We start from the raw sequence: 15,239 nt of genomic DNA on the forward strand, positions 1-15,239 counted from the left end.
CGAAGCTTTATGAAAAATGCGTATGCCAAAGCTGGTGTTGACGTAGAAGCAGGATATGAAGTAGTTGAACGGATTAAAAAACACGTAAAACGTACAGAACGTCTAGGTGTTATGGGCGCAATTGGTGGATTTGGAGGTTGTTTTGATTTAAGTACGGTGGACGTTTCAGAGCCTGTACTGATTTCGGGAACAGATGGAGTTGGAACAAAATTAATGGTGGCCATCCAAGAGGATACCCATACAACCATCGGGATTGATTGTGTGGCGATGTGCGTGAATGATATTGTCGCTCAAGGAGCAGAGCCTTTATATTTTCTGGATTATATTGCAACAGGGAAAAATATTCCTGTACGTTTGGAACAAGTTGTCGCAGGTGTAGCAGAAGGCTGTGTGCAGGCAGGGGCAGCACTAATTGGTGGAGAAACTGCTGAAATGCCAGGGATGTACGGTGAAAATGACTATGATTTAGCAGGATTTGCTGTAGGAATTGCTGAAAAAAGGCAACTTGTTACAGGGGAAAAGATTCAATCAGGAGACGTTCTGATTGGACTGCCTTCAAGTGGTATTCATTCAAACGGCTATTCCTTGGTGAGAAAAATCTTTTTTGAAGAGCATTCTTTTACTGGTGAGTCAGAATTGCCAGAGCTTGACACGACACTAGGTGAAGAGCTATTGATTCCTACAAAGATTTATGTGAATGCACTATTGCCTCTTGTGAAAAAAGAACTCGTTGCCGGAATTGCCCATATTACGGGCGGCGGTTTTATTGAAAATATTCCTCGGATGGTTTCAGATGAATTGAGTGTAGAGATAGAAGTAGGATCTTGGCCAATTTTACCGATTTTTAAAGCCTTACAGCTTTATGGAAAAATTCCTGCCCGTGAGATGTATGAAATTTTTAATATGGGTATCGGAATGGTCCTTGCAGTGTCACCTCAAAAGGTGGAGGAAGTTCAGGCGGTTTTAAAAGAAAATAATGAACCAAGTTTTGTAATTGGTCGTGTAACAGAAAAGCAGCAGCAGTCTGTTGTTTTAAAAGGAGTTTAAAAGATGAGAGCAGCCATTTTGGCATCGGGAAACGGCAGCAACTTTGAGGCAATCATCACTGCCGTGAAAAGACGAGAAATCGAAATGGACATCGCATTTGTTTTTTCTGATAAACCAGATGCTTTTGTTCTTGAACGAGCTAAAAATCATGGGATTGAAGCAATTCATTTTTCACCAAAAAATTTTTCTTCTAAAGGAATTTACGAAGCAGAACTTCTTCATTTATTGGAAGAATATCAAGTAGAATGGATTATTTTGGCTGGTTATATGCGGATTATTGGTCCGTGTTTGTTAGAGGCATATCCGCAGAGAATTATTAATATTCACCCCTCGCTCTTGCCGAAGTATCCTGGGCTTCATGGGATAAAAGAAGCATTTGAAGCGAAAGCTGAACAAACAGGCGTAACCATCCACTATATTGATGCAGGGGTGGACACAGGACCTATTATTGTACAAGAAGCACTTGATATTCTACAAACAGATACCTTGGAAAGTTTGGAAGAAAAAATTCATCAATTGGAGCATCAGCTCTATCCAAAGGTTCTAGCAGAAATTGCCAACAAACAAAAAGGAGCGGTTAAATAACTTATGAGACGAGCATTGATTAGTGTATCAGATAAAACAGGGGTCATTGAATTTGCACAAGGATTAGTCGCACAAGGAATTGAAATCATTTCTACAGGCGGAACGAAAAAAACGCTTGATGAAGCAGGCGTTCCAACAATTTCTATCGATGAAGTGACTGGATTTCCAGAAATGATGGATGGGCGTGTGAAGACCTTACATCCGAAAATTCATGGCGGACTGCTGGGACGACGTGATTTAGCTACTCATATGTCGGAGATGAAGGAACACCAAATTTCTCCTATTGATTTTGTTTGTGTAAATTTATATCCTTTCAAAGAAACCATTTTAAAACCGGAAGTGACGGAAGAACAAGCAATTGAAAATATTGATATTGGTGGACCTAGTATGTTACGTTCAGCAGCTAAAAATTTTGCATCTGTGACAGTCGTTGTTGATCCACAAGATTATGAGCAGGTTTTAGCTACGCTTGAGCAAACAGGGGACACTTCTTTAACTACACGAAAAAAACTGGCAGCAAAAGTTTTTCGTCATACAGCAGCCTATGATGCGCTTATTGCCACTTATTTAACAGAGATTGTGGAAGAAGAAACACCTGAAACTCTAACCTTGAGCTACGATTTGAAGCAGACATTACGCTATGGGGAAAACAGCCATCAAAAAGCCGCGTTTTATAAAGAAGCGATTCCGACAGCTTTTTCTATTGCAAGCGCAGTACAGCAGCATGGTAAAGAACTCTCTTACAATAATATTAAAGATGCAGATGCTGCACTACGGATTATCCGTGAATTTACAGAACCTACAGTGGTGGCATTAAAACATATGAATCCATGTGGAATAGGAACAGGTGAGACTATTTTTGATGCATACAACTACGCCTATGAAGCGGATCCTGTGTCCATTTTTGGAGGAATTATCGTTTTAAATCGTGAAGTCGATTTGGCTACTGCGCAAAAGATGCACCAGCTGTTCCTAGAAATTATCATTGCACCTAGTTATAGTGAAGAAGCGTTTGCTTTACTTTCGGAAAAAAAGAACCTCAGACTGTTAACATTGGATTTCTCTTCTAAAAATCAAGAAGCAAAACCAGAAACAGTTTCGGTGATTGGCGGATTACTTCTTCAAGAACAAGATGTTATTGAAGAAATCCCAACAGAGTGGAAATGTGTGACAACCAGACAGCCGAGTCATGAAGAGCTGGCTGCACTGGCATTTGCATGGAAAGCTGTCAAGCATGTAAAATCTAATGCGATTGTGGTGGCGAACCAACATCAGACCCTTGGGATTGGTGCAGGACAAATGAATCGTGTTGGCTCTGTTAAGCTAGCGGTTGAACAAGCGGGCGTACGGATTTCAGAAGCAGTTCTAGCAAGTGATGCGTATTTCCCAATGGGCGATTCAGTGGAATATGCTGCTGAACATGGAATAAAAGCGATTGTTCAGCCTGGAGGGAGTATTAAAGACCAAGAGTCAATTGATATGGCCAATAAATACGGTATTGCAATGGTCTTTACAGAGATTCGTCATTTTAGACATTAATAGGGAAGCGGCTGAATTCGAACCATTCTTAGAATAGGCAACTGTTAAAAATTGCTGGTTTTATTCTTAAAGAAGGGGATGATTCGTCGCTTTTTTCAAAAAAGTGAATTTTATTAGGAGGACACTATGAAAAAAACGATTTTAGTTATCGGAAGTGGCGGACGAGAACATACTCTTGCACAAAAGTTTTTGGAAAGTCCATGGGTTGACCGTGTATTTTGTGCGCCGGGAAATGCGGGGATGAAACAAGATGGGATTGAGCTTGCAGCAATTAATGAACTAGATAATGAAGGGTTAATACGTTTTGCAAAACAACAAGCAGTTGATTGGACATTTGTTGGTCCTGAGATTCCTCTTTTAAATGGAGTAGTCAATGCTTTTTCTGATGCTGGACTTAAAATATTTGGTCCTACCAAGGAAGCGGCACTCATCGAAGGATCAAAAGATTTTGCAAAAGAAATTATGAGCAAATATTCGATTCCAACAGCCAGCTATCAAACGTTCCATGAGTTTGAAAAAGCCAAGGAATACGTGTTAAAAAAAGGGGCACCAATTGTCATTAAAGCAGATGGACTTGCTGCGGGAAAAGGTGTGGTGGTTGCGTTAACTGTTGACGAGGCAATTGATGCGTTAAAAGACATGCTGGAAGAAAACAAATTTGGCGAAAGTGGTGCGAAGGTCGTCGTCGAAGACTTTTTAGATGGAGAAGAATTTTCTTTACTTGCTTTTGTAAAGGGAGAAGAAGTCTATCCTATGGTTATTGCACAGGATCATAAGCGTGCCTATGATGGCGATAAAGGACCCAATACAGGTGGTATGGGTGCCTATGCTCCTGTTCCGCAAATTCCTCAGATAATGGTGGAAAAAGCAGTAGCAGAAATTATGATACCGACAGCAAAAGGGCTTGTAAAAGAAGGACGTTCATTTACAGGAATCTTGTATGCTGGGTTAATTGCAACGAAAGAAGGTGCAAAAGTCATTGAATTTAATGCTCGCTTTGGTGATCCGGAAACGCAGGTTGTTTTACAGCGCTTAGAAAGTGATTTGGCACTAATTATTGATGACTTACTAAATAATCGTAAACCAGATATTCAGTGGAAAAAGAAAGGCTTTAGTATTGGTATAGTTGTTGCAGCGAATGGCTATCCATCTGCTTATAAAACAGGAGAAATGCTTCCAAACTTTGCTCTTTTGGAAGACGAACATCTTTATTATGCAGGGGTTGAGGAAAAAGACGGAAATCTTGTGACAAATGGCGGACGAGTTTATCTGCTGGAAGCCCAAGGCGCAACACTACAGGAGGCACAAAAAAAGGTTTATGAACTGTTAAACAAAACAGATACTGCAGGAACTTTTTATCGAACGGATATTGGACAAAAAGGGATCTCGAAAGAAAAATAGCGAACTTATCTAAACTGGTTTCTTTGGGAAAAATAAAGCCTTTTCAAAAAAGGTGTGGTAAACTGTACGTTGTAGAAAGAAAATTGGAGGTATCTCATGAAAAAAATTAAATTCGGCTCAACAACTCAAGAAGTAGCATCGGTTATTTTAGGCAGTATGCGCATAAATAATGCAGAGAATCCTGTTGAAGTGATTGAAACTGCTGCAGAAAATGGTATTAACTTTTTTGATCATGCAGACATTTATGCGGGTGGAGAATGCGAATCAATTTTTGGAAAAGCGTTAAAAGAAAGCTCATTGCGTCGGGAAGATTTATTTATCCAAACGAAATGCGGGATTGTTCCAGGGAAAATGTTCGATTTTTCTAAAGAGCATATTATTGAATCTGTTGATGCAAGTTTAACTCGATTAGGCGTAGATCATGTAGATGCTCTTTTATTACACCGTCCGGATACGTTAGTTGAACCAGAAGAGGTAGCAGCTGCTTTTGATCAATTAGAAGCCCAAGGGAAAGTGACTCATTTTGGTGTAAGTAACCAAAATCCAATGCAAATTGAGTTATTGAAAAAAACTGTAAAACAACCATTAGTAGCGAATCAATTACAATTTGGTATTATGCATACAGGAATGATTGACCAAGGGATTCATGTAAATATGACGGATGGCGGAAGCGTTGATCATGATGGAAGTCTTTTGGATTATTCTCGTTTACATGATATGACAATTCAAGCCTGGTCTCCGTATCAATATGGCTTCTTTGAAGGAGTCTTCATTGGAAATGAAAAATTTCCAGAACTAAATAAAAAATTAGAAACGCTAGCTGAGAAATACGAAACAACGCCAACAGGTCTTGCTTCAGCTTGGATTTTACGTCATCCTGCGAATATGCAGGTAATTGCTGGGACAATGAATATTGGTCGGATCAAAGAAATCGCTAAAGCTTCTGAGATTGTTTTAAGTCGTGAGGATTGGTATGACATCTATATGGCAGCAGGGAATATTTTACCGTAACGATATAGAACCAATTGAAAGAATTGGCAAAAATTCACGAGAATGAAACTAGAGAAAAAATCGCAAAAAGAGGCCAGAAATGGTTTTCTCTTTCGCGATTTTTTTATTTTATGAATGGTTTCTTATTTATCGACTGTTTAAAGGAAACGAATGATATTTCGGATAAAACTTCAAATCTTAACAAAAAAAGCTTGATTTTATAGAATATATGTTGTAAATTACAGATGATGCTCAGAAAAGCATCTGAAAAATAATTAATGTTCGTGTTTTACTGAAATGAACATCAGGAGGAAGCTCTTATGAAAGTTTTTGATTATGAAGATATCCAATTGATTCCAAACAAATGTATCGTGAACAGTCGTTCTGAATGCGATACCACAGTTACACTTGGCAAGCACTCATTTAAAATGCCTGTTGTGCCAGCAAATATGCAAACAATTATTGATGAAAATATTGCAGAATTTTTAGCTGAGAATGGTTATTTCTATATTATGCACCGTTTTGATGAAGCTGCTCGGATTCCTTTTATCAAGAAAATGAAAGAGCGCACGCTTATTTCTTCTATTAGTGTGGGCGTAAAAGAGGCAGAGTACGGGTTTGTAGAAGAGCTTGCCAAGTTAGGGCTAGTTCCAGATTATATAACCATTGATATTGCGCATGGACACTCAAATTCAGTTATCTCCATGATTCAGCATATAAAAAAATTTTTACCAGAAACATTTGTCATTGCTGGTAATGTGGGGACACCAGAAGCTGTTCGTGAATTGGAAAATGCTGGGGCAGATGCAACAAAAGTTGGAATTGGACCAGGAAAAGTTTGTATCACAAAAATCAAAACAGGATTTGGTACGGGTGGTTGGCAGCTAGCCGCTTTACGCTGGTGTGCAAAAGCGGCACGTAAACCTTTGATTGCTGATGGTGGAATTCGTACGCATGGAGACATAGCAAAATCTGTTCGTTTTGGTGCAACGATGGTAATGATTGGCTCCTTATTTGCAGGACATGAAGAATCTCCTGGTGAGACAAAAGTGGAAAACGGCGTAGTTTACAAAGAATATTTTGGTAGTGCCTCTGAGTTTCAAAAAGGTGAGAAGAAAAATGTTGAAGGAAAGAAAATTTGGATTCAACATAAAGGTTCTTTAAAAGATACGTTGGTTGAAATGCAGCAAGACTTACAGTCATCTATTTCATATGCTGGCGGACGTGATTTAGAAGCGATTCGTAAAGTGGATTATGTTGTAGTGAAAAATTCTATCTTCAATGGAGATACGATATAATTCCTAGAATTTAAAGGCAGGATAGAAGTAATTGTTGCTTCTGTTCCAGTATCCTCTACATTCGAACTACAGAGTATTTAGAAAGTTTACTGGTAAGTAACCGTTACCTGTGATACAATGAATAAAAATTAGGTAAATGAAGGAGGGAACGAGGATGGCGAGCATGTCAAATAGAACATTCGAGCAATGTTTTGAAAAATATTTTATTATTTTTTGTCATGCAATCGGTTTTACTTTTGCTAACCAAGGGATTAGTGTGTCTATTTTTAGCGAAAATAAAATAAATCGATGACCATTTCAACGTTCTATTCTTATTGAATATTTAAAAAACAAGAGGTCACGTATTTTTGTGATTTCTTGTTTTTTTCTTTGGAATGGTCCAAGGAGAGAACAACTATGTTTATTCAGTTAAATCAAGTAACAAAAAATTATGGGGGAATTCCTGTTTTAGAGGATATTTCATTAGAAATTCATAAAGGTCATAAAATCGGTCTCATCGGAGAAAATGGTTCTGGAAAATCAACGCTCTTGAAACTAATGGTTGGAATAGAGGGGGCTGATTCCGGAACAGTGAGTAGGAAAAAGAACCTGATAATTTCTTACGTTCAACAAATGCCAAAATCTTCTAGTGAATCTGTATTTCACTATTTAATTGAGAGTTTTCCAAAAATTCAGGAAGTAAAGCAATTGCTCTCTTACTTTGAAACGTTGTTTTCAACTGGCGAAGCGATTGAGGAAAAGCAGTTGCTTCGTTATGGACAGCTTCAAGAAGAATATGAAAAAATCGGCGGATATACGTTAGAAGACCGAATCATTTCTATGCTAAAAGGAATGAACTTTTCTCATAAAAAAGAGGCCTATTTGTCTACATTGAGTGGCGGAGAAAAAATACTTGTGGAAATGATTCGCATCCTATTAACAGAAGCAGATGTCTATTTGCTAGATGAGCCGACGAATCATCTAGACAAAGAAGCAATGGGCTGGTTGGAAAGTTTTATTAAAAATAGTAAAAAGACGTTCGTTATTGTTTCTCACGATCGCTATTTCTTGGATGAAGTCGTTCAAGAGATTTTAGAAATTGAAGATGGAAATAGTCAATTATTTCGTGGAAATTATAGTTTTTATAAAAAAGAAAAAAGACAGCAGGAAGAAAAACTTGCAAAGGATTATGCACTCCAGCAAAAGGAAATTCAAAAAATGCAGCTGGCGATTAGACGTTATCGTCAGTGGGGAAATGAATCAGATAATGAAAAATTCTATAAAAAAGCAAAAGAACTGGAACATCGACTGGAAAAAATCCAGCGAATCAGAAAACCGATTACAGACAAGAAAACAATTCGTGGGGAGCTTATAGAGGAGAAGCGCTCTGGAAAAGAAGTCGTTTATGTGGAAAATATTTGGAAATCTTATGATGAACAAGCTATTTTTGAAGAAGCGAACTGTAAAATTCATTGGAAAGATCGCATAAGCTTAGAAGGAAGAAATGGTTCTGGAAAAACCACGTTTATTCAGCTTCTTTTGGGAAGTGAGCTTGTAGATGCAGGAGTTATTTCGATTGGTCCTGCAGTCTCTATTGGCTATCTACCCCAAACAATTAGTTATAAAAATGAAGAGCAGCGCGTGCTGGATTACTTTAAAGAAGTGGAAGGAACGGAAGAAGTGTTGCGCCGTATTTTAGCGAACTACAGTTTTTTTGGTGAAGATGTGTTTAAGCGGTTAAAAGACTTGTCAGGTGGTGAACGCGTACGACTGGAGCTTGCAAAATTGATGCAGCAATCCTTTAATTTTCTTATTTTAGATGAACCCACCAATCATTTAGATATTACTAGCCGAGAAGAAATTGAGCAAATCATTCAGTCCTTTAACGGAACAATTTTGATCGTCTCTCATGATCGCTATTTTGTGCAAAAGATTGCAGAGAAACGTCTAACAATTAGAGATAAGCAGTTTACGGAATCATTACTTGAAAAGAAAATAGGATGACAAACTAGCTCTTTTTCCTAATGAAAACAGGAAAAAGAGTTTTTTTACGATTTTACTTTACCTGTCGTAGTAATCGTGCTAAACTGATTACAACGACAGACGTAGTAATAAAGGAGGGGCAAAATGATTTCCAGTGATGGTATTCGCGGATATAATGACACCATTCTTTTGTCCATCTTATCTGAGGGAGACTCTTATGGCTATGCAATTTCAAAGAGAATTCGAGAGGTCTCAAATGAAATGTATGTCATCAAAGAAACGACTTTATATTCTGCTTTTACTCGATTAGAAAAAAATGGGTATATCAAATCTTTTCCGGGAGCTGTGACACACGGGAAAAAACGAACATATTACCGAATTACTGATGCGGGAAAAGAATATTTAACAAGTAAAAAAGAAGAGTGGTCACTAACCAAAGATGTAGTCGACCGATTTATTTAGGAGGAGAAAAAGATGGATACAATAAAAACATATATGGATGGATTATTCTTAGCTATTCCAGAAACCGCAGAAAGTAGACAGCTAAAAACAGATTTACTCGCAAATATGGAAGATCGATATTTGGAATTAATCGAAGAAGGCAAAAGTGAAAATGAAGCAGTGGGTACAACAATTTCTGAATTTGGCTCTATAGACGAGCTGTTGGCAGAGTTGCATGTGGAAACAAAACCGAAGTATGAAGAAGAATTTCTTTTTGGAGAGCCTATTGATGTTATCGAAACCCAGCAGTATTTAGAGGTTAGAAAAAGAGCATCATTGATGATTGCAAGCGGAGTGGGACTGATTATCTCAGGTGTCGCTATATTAATTTTACTGGGTACACTTGGTATTGAGATGATGGGCGTATTTCTCTTATTTCTCTCAATCGCAATTGCTGTCGGATTATTCATTACCGGGGGAATGACTTTTTCTAAAATCAATAAAGAGTTTGATGACCGCTATATTTCGTCTGAAACGGTTGACTTTGTGAAGCAGGAAAAAGCTAAGTATCAGCGTTCCTTTGCATTGAGTTTGGTCTTAGGGATTGGTCTTTGTATTTTATCTTTTGGTCCAGTGATTATGTTTGAACTGTTTGCACCTTATGGCGGGAACTCAGGCAGAGGGGCAGCAGCAATGTTTTTCATGATTGCACTAGGTGTGACGCTAATTATCTATGGTGGAACAATCCAGGGAGGCTTCACTAAATTTTTAGCGGAACGAATATTTATTGCAGATGAGGATGAATTAGGTCCGCAGGCAAAAAAGCAAAAAAACCATTCACCCGCATTTAGTTTTATTGCTGGTATCTACTGGCCAGCAGCAACAGTTGTTTTCTTTTTGTGGGGATTTTCTGGAATTGCAGGTGGATGGGCGACAAGCTGGTTGACTTTTGTTATTGCAAGTGGTGTATTTAATGCCATTCGTGGAGCTTTTGGTGTAAGAGATTAATCAATAATGGGACTTTTGCGAAAAGAAATGCAAAGGTCTCTTTTTCTTGTTTCATCCATGGTAGAATGAAGTAGATTAGAATAAGAAAGTAGGGAGTTTCTTGAAAAAAATACATGTTTTATCTATATTTGGAACAAGACCTGAAGCGATTAAAATGGCCCCATTGGTAAATGCGCTAGCAAAGGATTCTCGATTTGAGGCAAAAGTCGCAGTGACTGCGCAGCACAGAGAAATGCTTGATCAGGTGATGGCGGTATTTAATCTTGTTCCTGATTATGATTTAAATATTATGAAGGCTGGACAAACGTTGACAGATATCACCAGCCGAGTTCTAACAGAGCTGAAGCCGGTATTAGAAGAAGCAAAGCCAGATATTGTTCTTGTTCACGGAGATACGACTACGGCTTATGCCTCTGCAACAGCCGCTTTTTATCAACAAATAGCAGTAGGACACGTGGAAGCTGGATTGAGAACGTGGAATAAATGGTCTCCGTTTCCAGAAGAAATGAATCGCCAGCTCATTGATGTGTTGAGTGACTTATATTTTGCTCCAACAAAAACAAGTGAAGAAAATTTATTAAAAGAAAATCATCCGAAAAAAGCGATTTTTATTACAGGAAATACAGCGATTGATGCGATGAAATATACTGTTTCAAAAACCTATGACCATCCTGAGTTGCCGAAAGATTTAGACGGAAAAAAATTGATTTTAGTAACGATGCATCGTAGAGAAAATTTAGGGGAAGCAATGCGTTCCGTTTTTCGTAGTATTCGAAAAATCGCACAGGAACATTCGGAAGTAGAAGTGGTGTTCCCAATGCATAAAAATCCTCAAGTAAGAAAAGAAGCGCAGGAAATTCTTGGTGAACTTGCCAATGTTCATTTAATCGAACCGTTGGATGTTGTAGACTTTCACAATTTTGCTGCGAGAAGCTATTTAATACTGACTGATTCTGGGGGAGTCCAAGAAGAAGCGCCTTCTCTAGGTGTTCCAGTGCTGGTACTTCGAGATACAACGGAGCGTCCTGAGGGAGTGGAAGCAGGAACACTAAAAATGATTGGGACAGAAGAAACTACAGTATACGAGGAAACCTTACGCTTGCTTGATCCTGTAGCACACGAAACAATGTCAAAAGCAGCGAATCCTTATGGTGATGGGGAAGCTAGTCGTCGTATTTTAGATGCAATTGCTTATCACTTTGATGAAACACAACCAAAACCAGAAAGTTTTCAATAAATAAACTAAAAAACAGAGAGGTTTGCCACCTGTAAGAAAGGGAAAAGTAACGCTTTTCTTACGGTTGAACCTACTCTGTTTTTTTGTTAACTCTAGTGTAGAAATTTTTTCCGACTCAACTAGACTGTGTGGAAAATCGCATCCATTCCTTTTTTTAAAGGGAAGTAAGCAAGTGAAACAATTACCATGGTAATACAAACATTGATGAGCGTCGCGGGTAATTTTGTCAGTGCACCTGTAAAGGCAACAGACCAATCGGCACCCATAAAGAAGTTCATTCCTGTATTTTTTAGTTGAGTCATGACAATTTTTGCTGCACCAGTTCCTGCACCAATAATCAGCAGCTGCCAAATAGCAGTGGGTTTCTTTTTAAAAGCTGCAAAGAGCAAATAAGCAACACCGCCAACAATCAGACTTTCAATCAAAAAGTAAGGAGCTTCAGTTATATAGCCACTAAAACTATCAAAAATAGCAAATCCTAAACCTGCAGCAAGTGCTCCTTTGTATCCGATTAACAAAACTGCAAGTAAGAGTACCGCGTTTCCTAAATGAACAAATGCACCTGGAAAGGGAATGCGAATGGTCGTACCAATCATAGTGAGTGCAGCAAATAAGGCGATTTGTACAAGACTTTGAATAGAGGGTTGTTTTTTCATAATAGACTCCTTATATCATTCGATTTTCAGCATGATTGTAGGCGCCATGCCAGACATGACCAAGATAAGGATTAATTTTTATTCCTTGCTGAATCGCCGCACGAACAAAATCTTTTGCTAATTTGACTGATTTTTCAACTGAAAGCCCTTTTGCTAAGCCAGCAGTAATAGCCGCAGCGAATGTACAACCAGCCCCATGGTTGTAGTCTGTTGGAATCAACTCATTTTCCAAAATTTCAAACTGCTGTCCGTCAAAGTAAATGTCTACTGCTTTGTCTAAGCCAAGGCGATGTCCTCCTTTGATTACTACATGCTTAGGTCCTCGTAAAGCAATTAATTTTGCCGCTTTTTTCATCTGTTCAATAGAAGTTAAGTCCCCTAACTCAGAAAGAATTCCTGCTTCGACTAAGTTTGGCGTGGTAATGGTTGCTTTGGGTAGAAGAAGCCTTGTCATGGCTTCAACGTTTTCAGGTTGCAGCAACTCGCTGGTCCCTTTGCATGCTATGACAGGATCAATCACGATATTTTCCATTTGATAGGTATCGATTACTTGACGTGTCGCTTCGATAGCGCCTGTTGTTCCCAGCATTCCAGTTTTCAGGGCATCTAATTTTCCACCTGTAAAAATCGTTTTTAATTGTTTTTCAACTATTTCTGGATCAATCGGTGTTACAGTGTGTGACCATCCTTCATCGGGATTCATCGTCACAATGCTTGTTAATGCAGAAAATCCAAATGTTCCGTATTCTTGAAATGTTTTTAAATCCGCTTGAATTCCAGCGCCACCACTAGAATCAGAGCCAGCTATTGTTACTACTTTTTTTATCATAAATGAGTTCCTCCGTAATATTGTATGAATAAACATAGTATACGTGACTCCGGGTTTGACAAAAACAGCCAATTGGATTATTTTTAACTCATCCAATTATCGGTATGAAGGAGGAGACGAGAATGTGGGAGAAAATAAGGAAAAAAGAAAAAGCTGCCTATATCCAAATCATGGAGCAAGTAACTGAACAGATAAGAAAAGGAAATCTTCAAGGAGGAGAACGATTGCCTTCTGAAAGAAAACTCGCTGAATTATTTGGTGTGAACCGAACTACGGTCGTTCGTTCATTAGAAGAGTTAACAAGTATGGGGGTATTGATACGTAAACAAGGCAGCGGTACTTTTGTGAATGAAGAAAAATGGGGTGTATATTCTGAGCCTAGAATTGATTGGCGAAATTATCTTTCCCAATCCTTGTTATTTGAAGAAGATTCATTTCTTAGTGAATTTCAAGAGAGAAAGAATCAAAAACAGTTACTAGATGTATTTTCAGGCGAACTACCGACAGCCCTTATTCCATCATTTGACTTTCCGCCGTTTTCGTGGAATAAAATGGTCTCTGAAGAAATCAATCAAGATGAACTAGGCTATCTTCCTTTACGTGAAGCCATTAATCAGTTAATCAAAACAATGTATGACTATGCTCCAAAGCGAGAAGAAACATTGATTACTGCAGGTGGGCAACAGGGAGTCTTTTTAATTTTACAGACACTGCTGTCTTCGGGTGAGTCAGTAGCAGTTGAAGCCCCCTCCTTTTTTTATCAATTGCCAATGTTTCAAGCCGCTGGTGTTCGCCTGTTTGGTGTTCCTATGGATGATGAGGGAATGCAGGTAGATGCGTTAGAAGAAATGATTCTGGCAAAAAAAATCAAGATGGTGATGGTGAACCCTAACTTTCAAAATCCAACTGGAACGGTGATGAGTTTAGCTAGAAGAAAAGCGTTAATTGCCCTTTGTCGAAGCTACCATATTCCAATAGTAGAAGATGATGTTTTTGCTGAGTTGTCCTATAATAAACTAACACTTCCAACGTTAAAGAAACTCGATCCAGAAAATGTGCTATATATCGGTTCTTTTTCAAAAATTCTAGGAAATACGACGAGAATTGGCTGGATTTGTGCACCAAATCATGTGCTTAGATCCTTAATAAAAGCTAGAAAGACAATGGATTTTTCTGTGAGTATAATTCCTCAGGTACTCGCTTATTGGGCGTTATCTGATGAAAGTTATGAAAAAAAATTAAATCAATTAGGAAACCAACTTCATACACAAGCTAATGAATTTCAGCAATGGCTAAATCATCAATCCTTTTGGCATGGTCGGGCGCCAGAAGGAGGGTATTATTCTTGGCTGACATGGAACGGAAAACCCTTAACTAAGAGTCTTGCAAAACAAATGCTGTCTCTAGGAATAGCCGCTGGACCGGCTTATCTTTACGGGAGCAAAGACAATGGTCTGCGAATAAATGTTAGCCGAATTCATCAAAAAAACTTTAAAGAGTTCGTAAAGAAAATGGATAGTTTAGAGCAGTTACTGAAAGTTAAATAAAATTGATTCTGTTTTACGATTTATTTGAGACAAGCTAAAAGAATTAGGAACTTCTCGAAAATGATGATACCGTTGATTCTTAGGTTTAATTAAAAATAAAAAACAACTAATTTTAACACGTCCATTTTGTACCTGAGATATAGGGAAGAGAGAACGAGATTGTTAAATAACTTATCTTATTTTTGGCGTTTGCTAAAAAAAGTTTAGGTATACTTTGACTTTTTTTCTTTTATCAATTATAGTTAGTAATGAAAAGAATAATTGTTAGGTGAGGCTCCTATACGGACATAAGCTGCTGCCGCGAAAAAATCGAGAGATTTTTAGTTGGTTGAACAGGGATAATCGTGAAGGTTATCCATAATGTAGCTGATAGTAAATACTATCTACGCCCTATAGTGCTAAAGCTCAACGATGGACATGATTGGACTATTTACGCGCGTGCTCATTTGTTGAGTAGGCGCTTTTTTTGCCTATTTCGCTATGCAGGAACATCTAGTGGAATCTATGCGTAGAAGTAATCATCAAAAAACGGCATCAATTACTGTCTGTAACGCTAAATTTTGGTGTACTTATAGAAGAGTGAACATAGTTGTCTCTAACTCAATAGTCCGGGTAGCTTAAAACCAGAGAAAACAGAAAGGATGAGTAAAGAATGGATCACCCCAGTCCCCAGAGAAGAAAATTAAATGAATAGCTGCT

Annotated in this window: 14 protein-coding genes and 1 riboswitch; of the genes, 12 read left to right on the forward strand and 2 right to left on the reverse strand. The window is 38.2% G+C overall.

Annotated features, from left to right (window positions below; translation table 11 throughout):
• Positions 1-9: 9 nt before the first annotated feature.
• The 11 genes from purM (at position 10) to wecB (ending at position 11,508) form a co-directional block, all read left to right on the forward strand.
• Positions 10-1,047 carry a phosphoribosylformylglycinamidine cyclo-ligase gene (purM, locus tag I589_RS08415; protein WP_010768527.1) on the forward strand — a complete coding sequence of 346 codons (1,038 nt, stop codon included), beginning with the start codon at positions 10-12 and terminating at the stop codon, positions 1,045-1,047.
• A 3-nt stretch (positions 1,048-1,050) separates the two neighbouring features.
• Positions 1,051-1,632, forward strand: coding sequence for a phosphoribosylglycinamide formyltransferase (purN, locus tag I589_RS08420; protein WP_010768526.1), 582 nt, complete (start codon positions 1,051-1,053; stop codon positions 1,630-1,632).
• A 3-nt stretch (positions 1,633-1,635) separates the two neighbouring features.
• Positions 1,636-3,171, forward strand: a complete 1,536-nt coding sequence (purH, locus tag I589_RS08425; RefSeq protein WP_010768525.1) for a bifunctional phosphoribosylaminoimidazolecarboxamide formyltransferase/IMP cyclohydrolase — start codon at positions 1,636-1,638, stop codon at positions 3,169-3,171.
• 126 nt (positions 3,172-3,297) lie between these two features.
• Entirely contained in the window at positions 3,298-4,572 is a 1,275-nt protein-coding gene (purD, locus tag I589_RS08430; RefSeq protein ID WP_010768524.1) for a phosphoribosylamine--glycine ligase, read from the forward strand.
• Positions 4,573-4,668: 96 nt separating this feature from the next.
• Positions 4,669-5,583, forward strand: a complete 915-nt coding sequence (locus tag I589_RS08435) for an aldo/keto reductase (RefSeq protein WP_010768523.1) — start codon at positions 4,669-4,671, stop codon at positions 5,581-5,583.
• 299 nt (positions 5,584-5,882) lie between these two features.
• Positions 5,883-6,860, forward strand: a complete 978-nt coding sequence (gene guaC, locus I589_RS08440) for a GMP reductase (protein ID WP_010768522.1) — start codon at positions 5,883-5,885, stop codon at positions 6,858-6,860.
• Positions 6,861-7,014: 154 nt separating this feature from the next.
• Positions 7,015-7,152, forward strand: a complete 138-nt coding sequence (locus I589_RS18345) for a hypothetical protein (RefSeq protein WP_010768521.1) — start codon at positions 7,015-7,017, stop codon at positions 7,150-7,152.
• A 104-nt stretch (positions 7,153-7,256) separates the two neighbouring features.
• Positions 7,257-8,843 carry a ribosomal protection-like ABC-F family protein gene (gene abc-f / locus I589_RS08445; RefSeq protein WP_010768520.1) on the forward strand — a complete coding sequence of 529 codons (1,587 nt, stop codon included), beginning with the start codon at positions 7,257-7,259 and terminating at the stop codon, positions 8,841-8,843.
• A 123-nt stretch (positions 8,844-8,966) separates the two neighbouring features.
• Complete coding sequence (locus tag I589_RS08450) at positions 8,967-9,284, forward strand: PadR family transcriptional regulator (protein ID WP_010768519.1); 318 nt, start codon at positions 8,967-8,969, stop codon at positions 9,282-9,284.
• A 12-nt stretch (positions 9,285-9,296) separates the two neighbouring features.
• Positions 9,297-10,271 (forward strand): permease prefix domain 1-containing protein, encoded by a 975-nt coding sequence (locus tag I589_RS08455; RefSeq protein ID WP_010768518.1) that lies wholly within the window; start codon positions 9,297-9,299, stop codon positions 10,269-10,271.
• 100 nt (positions 10,272-10,371) lie between these two features.
• On the forward strand, positions 10,372-11,508 hold the full coding sequence (wecB, locus tag I589_RS08460; RefSeq protein ID WP_010768517.1) for a non-hydrolyzing UDP-N-acetylglucosamine 2-epimerase: 1,137 nt from the start codon (positions 10,372-10,374) through the stop codon (positions 11,506-11,508).
• Positions 11,509-11,627: 119 nt separating this feature from the next.
• Here wecB and I589_RS08465 read toward each other — a convergent pair whose 3' ends face one another.
• Together I589_RS08465 and thiD are read right to left on the reverse strand one after the other, a co-directional pair.
• Complete coding sequence (locus tag I589_RS08465; RefSeq protein ID WP_010768516.1) at positions 11,628-12,164, reverse strand: ECF transporter S component; 537 nt, start codon at positions 12,162-12,164, stop codon at positions 11,628-11,630.
• 10 nt (positions 12,165-12,174) lie between these two features.
• Positions 12,175-12,993: a bifunctional hydroxymethylpyrimidine kinase/phosphomethylpyrimidine kinase gene (gene thiD, locus I589_RS08470; protein WP_010768515.1), complete on the reverse strand. Its 819-nt coding sequence runs from the start codon at positions 12,991-12,993 to the stop codon at positions 12,175-12,177.
• A gap of 122 nt (positions 12,994-13,115) precedes the next feature.
• Between thiD and I589_RS08475 the strand changes: the two genes are divergently transcribed.
• On the forward strand, positions 13,116-14,540 hold the full coding sequence (locus I589_RS08475) for an aminotransferase-like domain-containing protein (RefSeq protein ID WP_010768514.1): 1,425 nt from the start codon (positions 13,116-13,118) through the stop codon (positions 14,538-14,540).
• Between the two features lie 253 nt (positions 14,541-14,793).
• Positions 14,794-14,963: riboswitch (M-box (ykoK) riboswitch) on the forward strand.
• Positions 14,964-15,239 lie beyond the last annotated feature (276 nt).

The organism is Enterococcus phoeniculicola ATCC BAA-412, assembly GCF_000407505.1.
GTDB lineage: Bacteria > Bacillota > Bacilli > Lactobacillales > Enterococcaceae > Enterococcus_K > Enterococcus_K phoeniculicola.

What these genes read in the sequence shown, in the direction of transcription:
- purM (WP_010768527.1), top strand. Translation starts at nt 10, where the DNA reads ATGAAAAATGCGTATGCCAAAGCTGGTGTTGACGTAGAAGCAGGATAT.
- purN (WP_010768526.1), top strand. Translation starts at nt 1,051, where the DNA reads ATGAGAGCAGCCATTTTGGCATCGGGAAACGGCAGCAACTTTGAGGCA.
- purH (WP_010768525.1), top strand. Translation starts at nt 1,636, where the DNA reads ATGAGACGAGCATTGATTAGTGTATCAGATAAAACAGGGGTCATTGAA.
- purD (WP_010768524.1), top strand. Translation starts at nt 3,298, where the DNA reads ATGAAAAAAACGATTTTAGTTATCGGAAGTGGCGGACGAGAACATACT.
- I589_RS08435 (WP_010768523.1), top strand. Translation starts at nt 4,669, where the DNA reads ATGAAAAAAATTAAATTCGGCTCAACAACTCAAGAAGTAGCATCGGTT.
- guaC (WP_010768522.1), top strand. Translation starts at nt 5,883, where the DNA reads ATGAAAGTTTTTGATTATGAAGATATCCAATTGATTCCAAACAAATGT.
- I589_RS18345 (WP_010768521.1), top strand. Translation starts at nt 7,015, where the DNA reads ATGGCGAGCATGTCAAATAGAACATTCGAGCAATGTTTTGAAAAATAT.
- abc-f (WP_010768520.1), top strand. Translation starts at nt 7,257, where the DNA reads ATGTTTATTCAGTTAAATCAAGTAACAAAAAATTATGGGGGAATTCCT.
- I589_RS08450 (WP_010768519.1), top strand. Translation starts at nt 8,967, where the DNA reads ATGATTTCCAGTGATGGTATTCGCGGATATAATGACACCATTCTTTTG.
- I589_RS08455 (WP_010768518.1), top strand. Translation starts at nt 9,297, where the DNA reads ATGGATACAATAAAAACATATATGGATGGATTATTCTTAGCTATTCCA.
- I589_RS08465 (WP_010768516.1), bottom strand. Translation starts at nt 12,164, where the DNA reads ATGAAAAAACAACCCTCTATTCAAAGTCTTGTACAAATCGCCTTATTT.
- thiD (WP_010768515.1), bottom strand. Translation starts at nt 12,993, where the DNA reads ATGATAAAAAAAGTAGTAACAATAGCTGGCTCTGATTCTAGTGGTGGC.
- I589_RS08475 (WP_010768514.1), top strand. Translation starts at nt 13,116, where the DNA reads ATGTGGGAGAAAATAAGGAAAAAAGAAAAAGCTGCCTATATCCAAATC.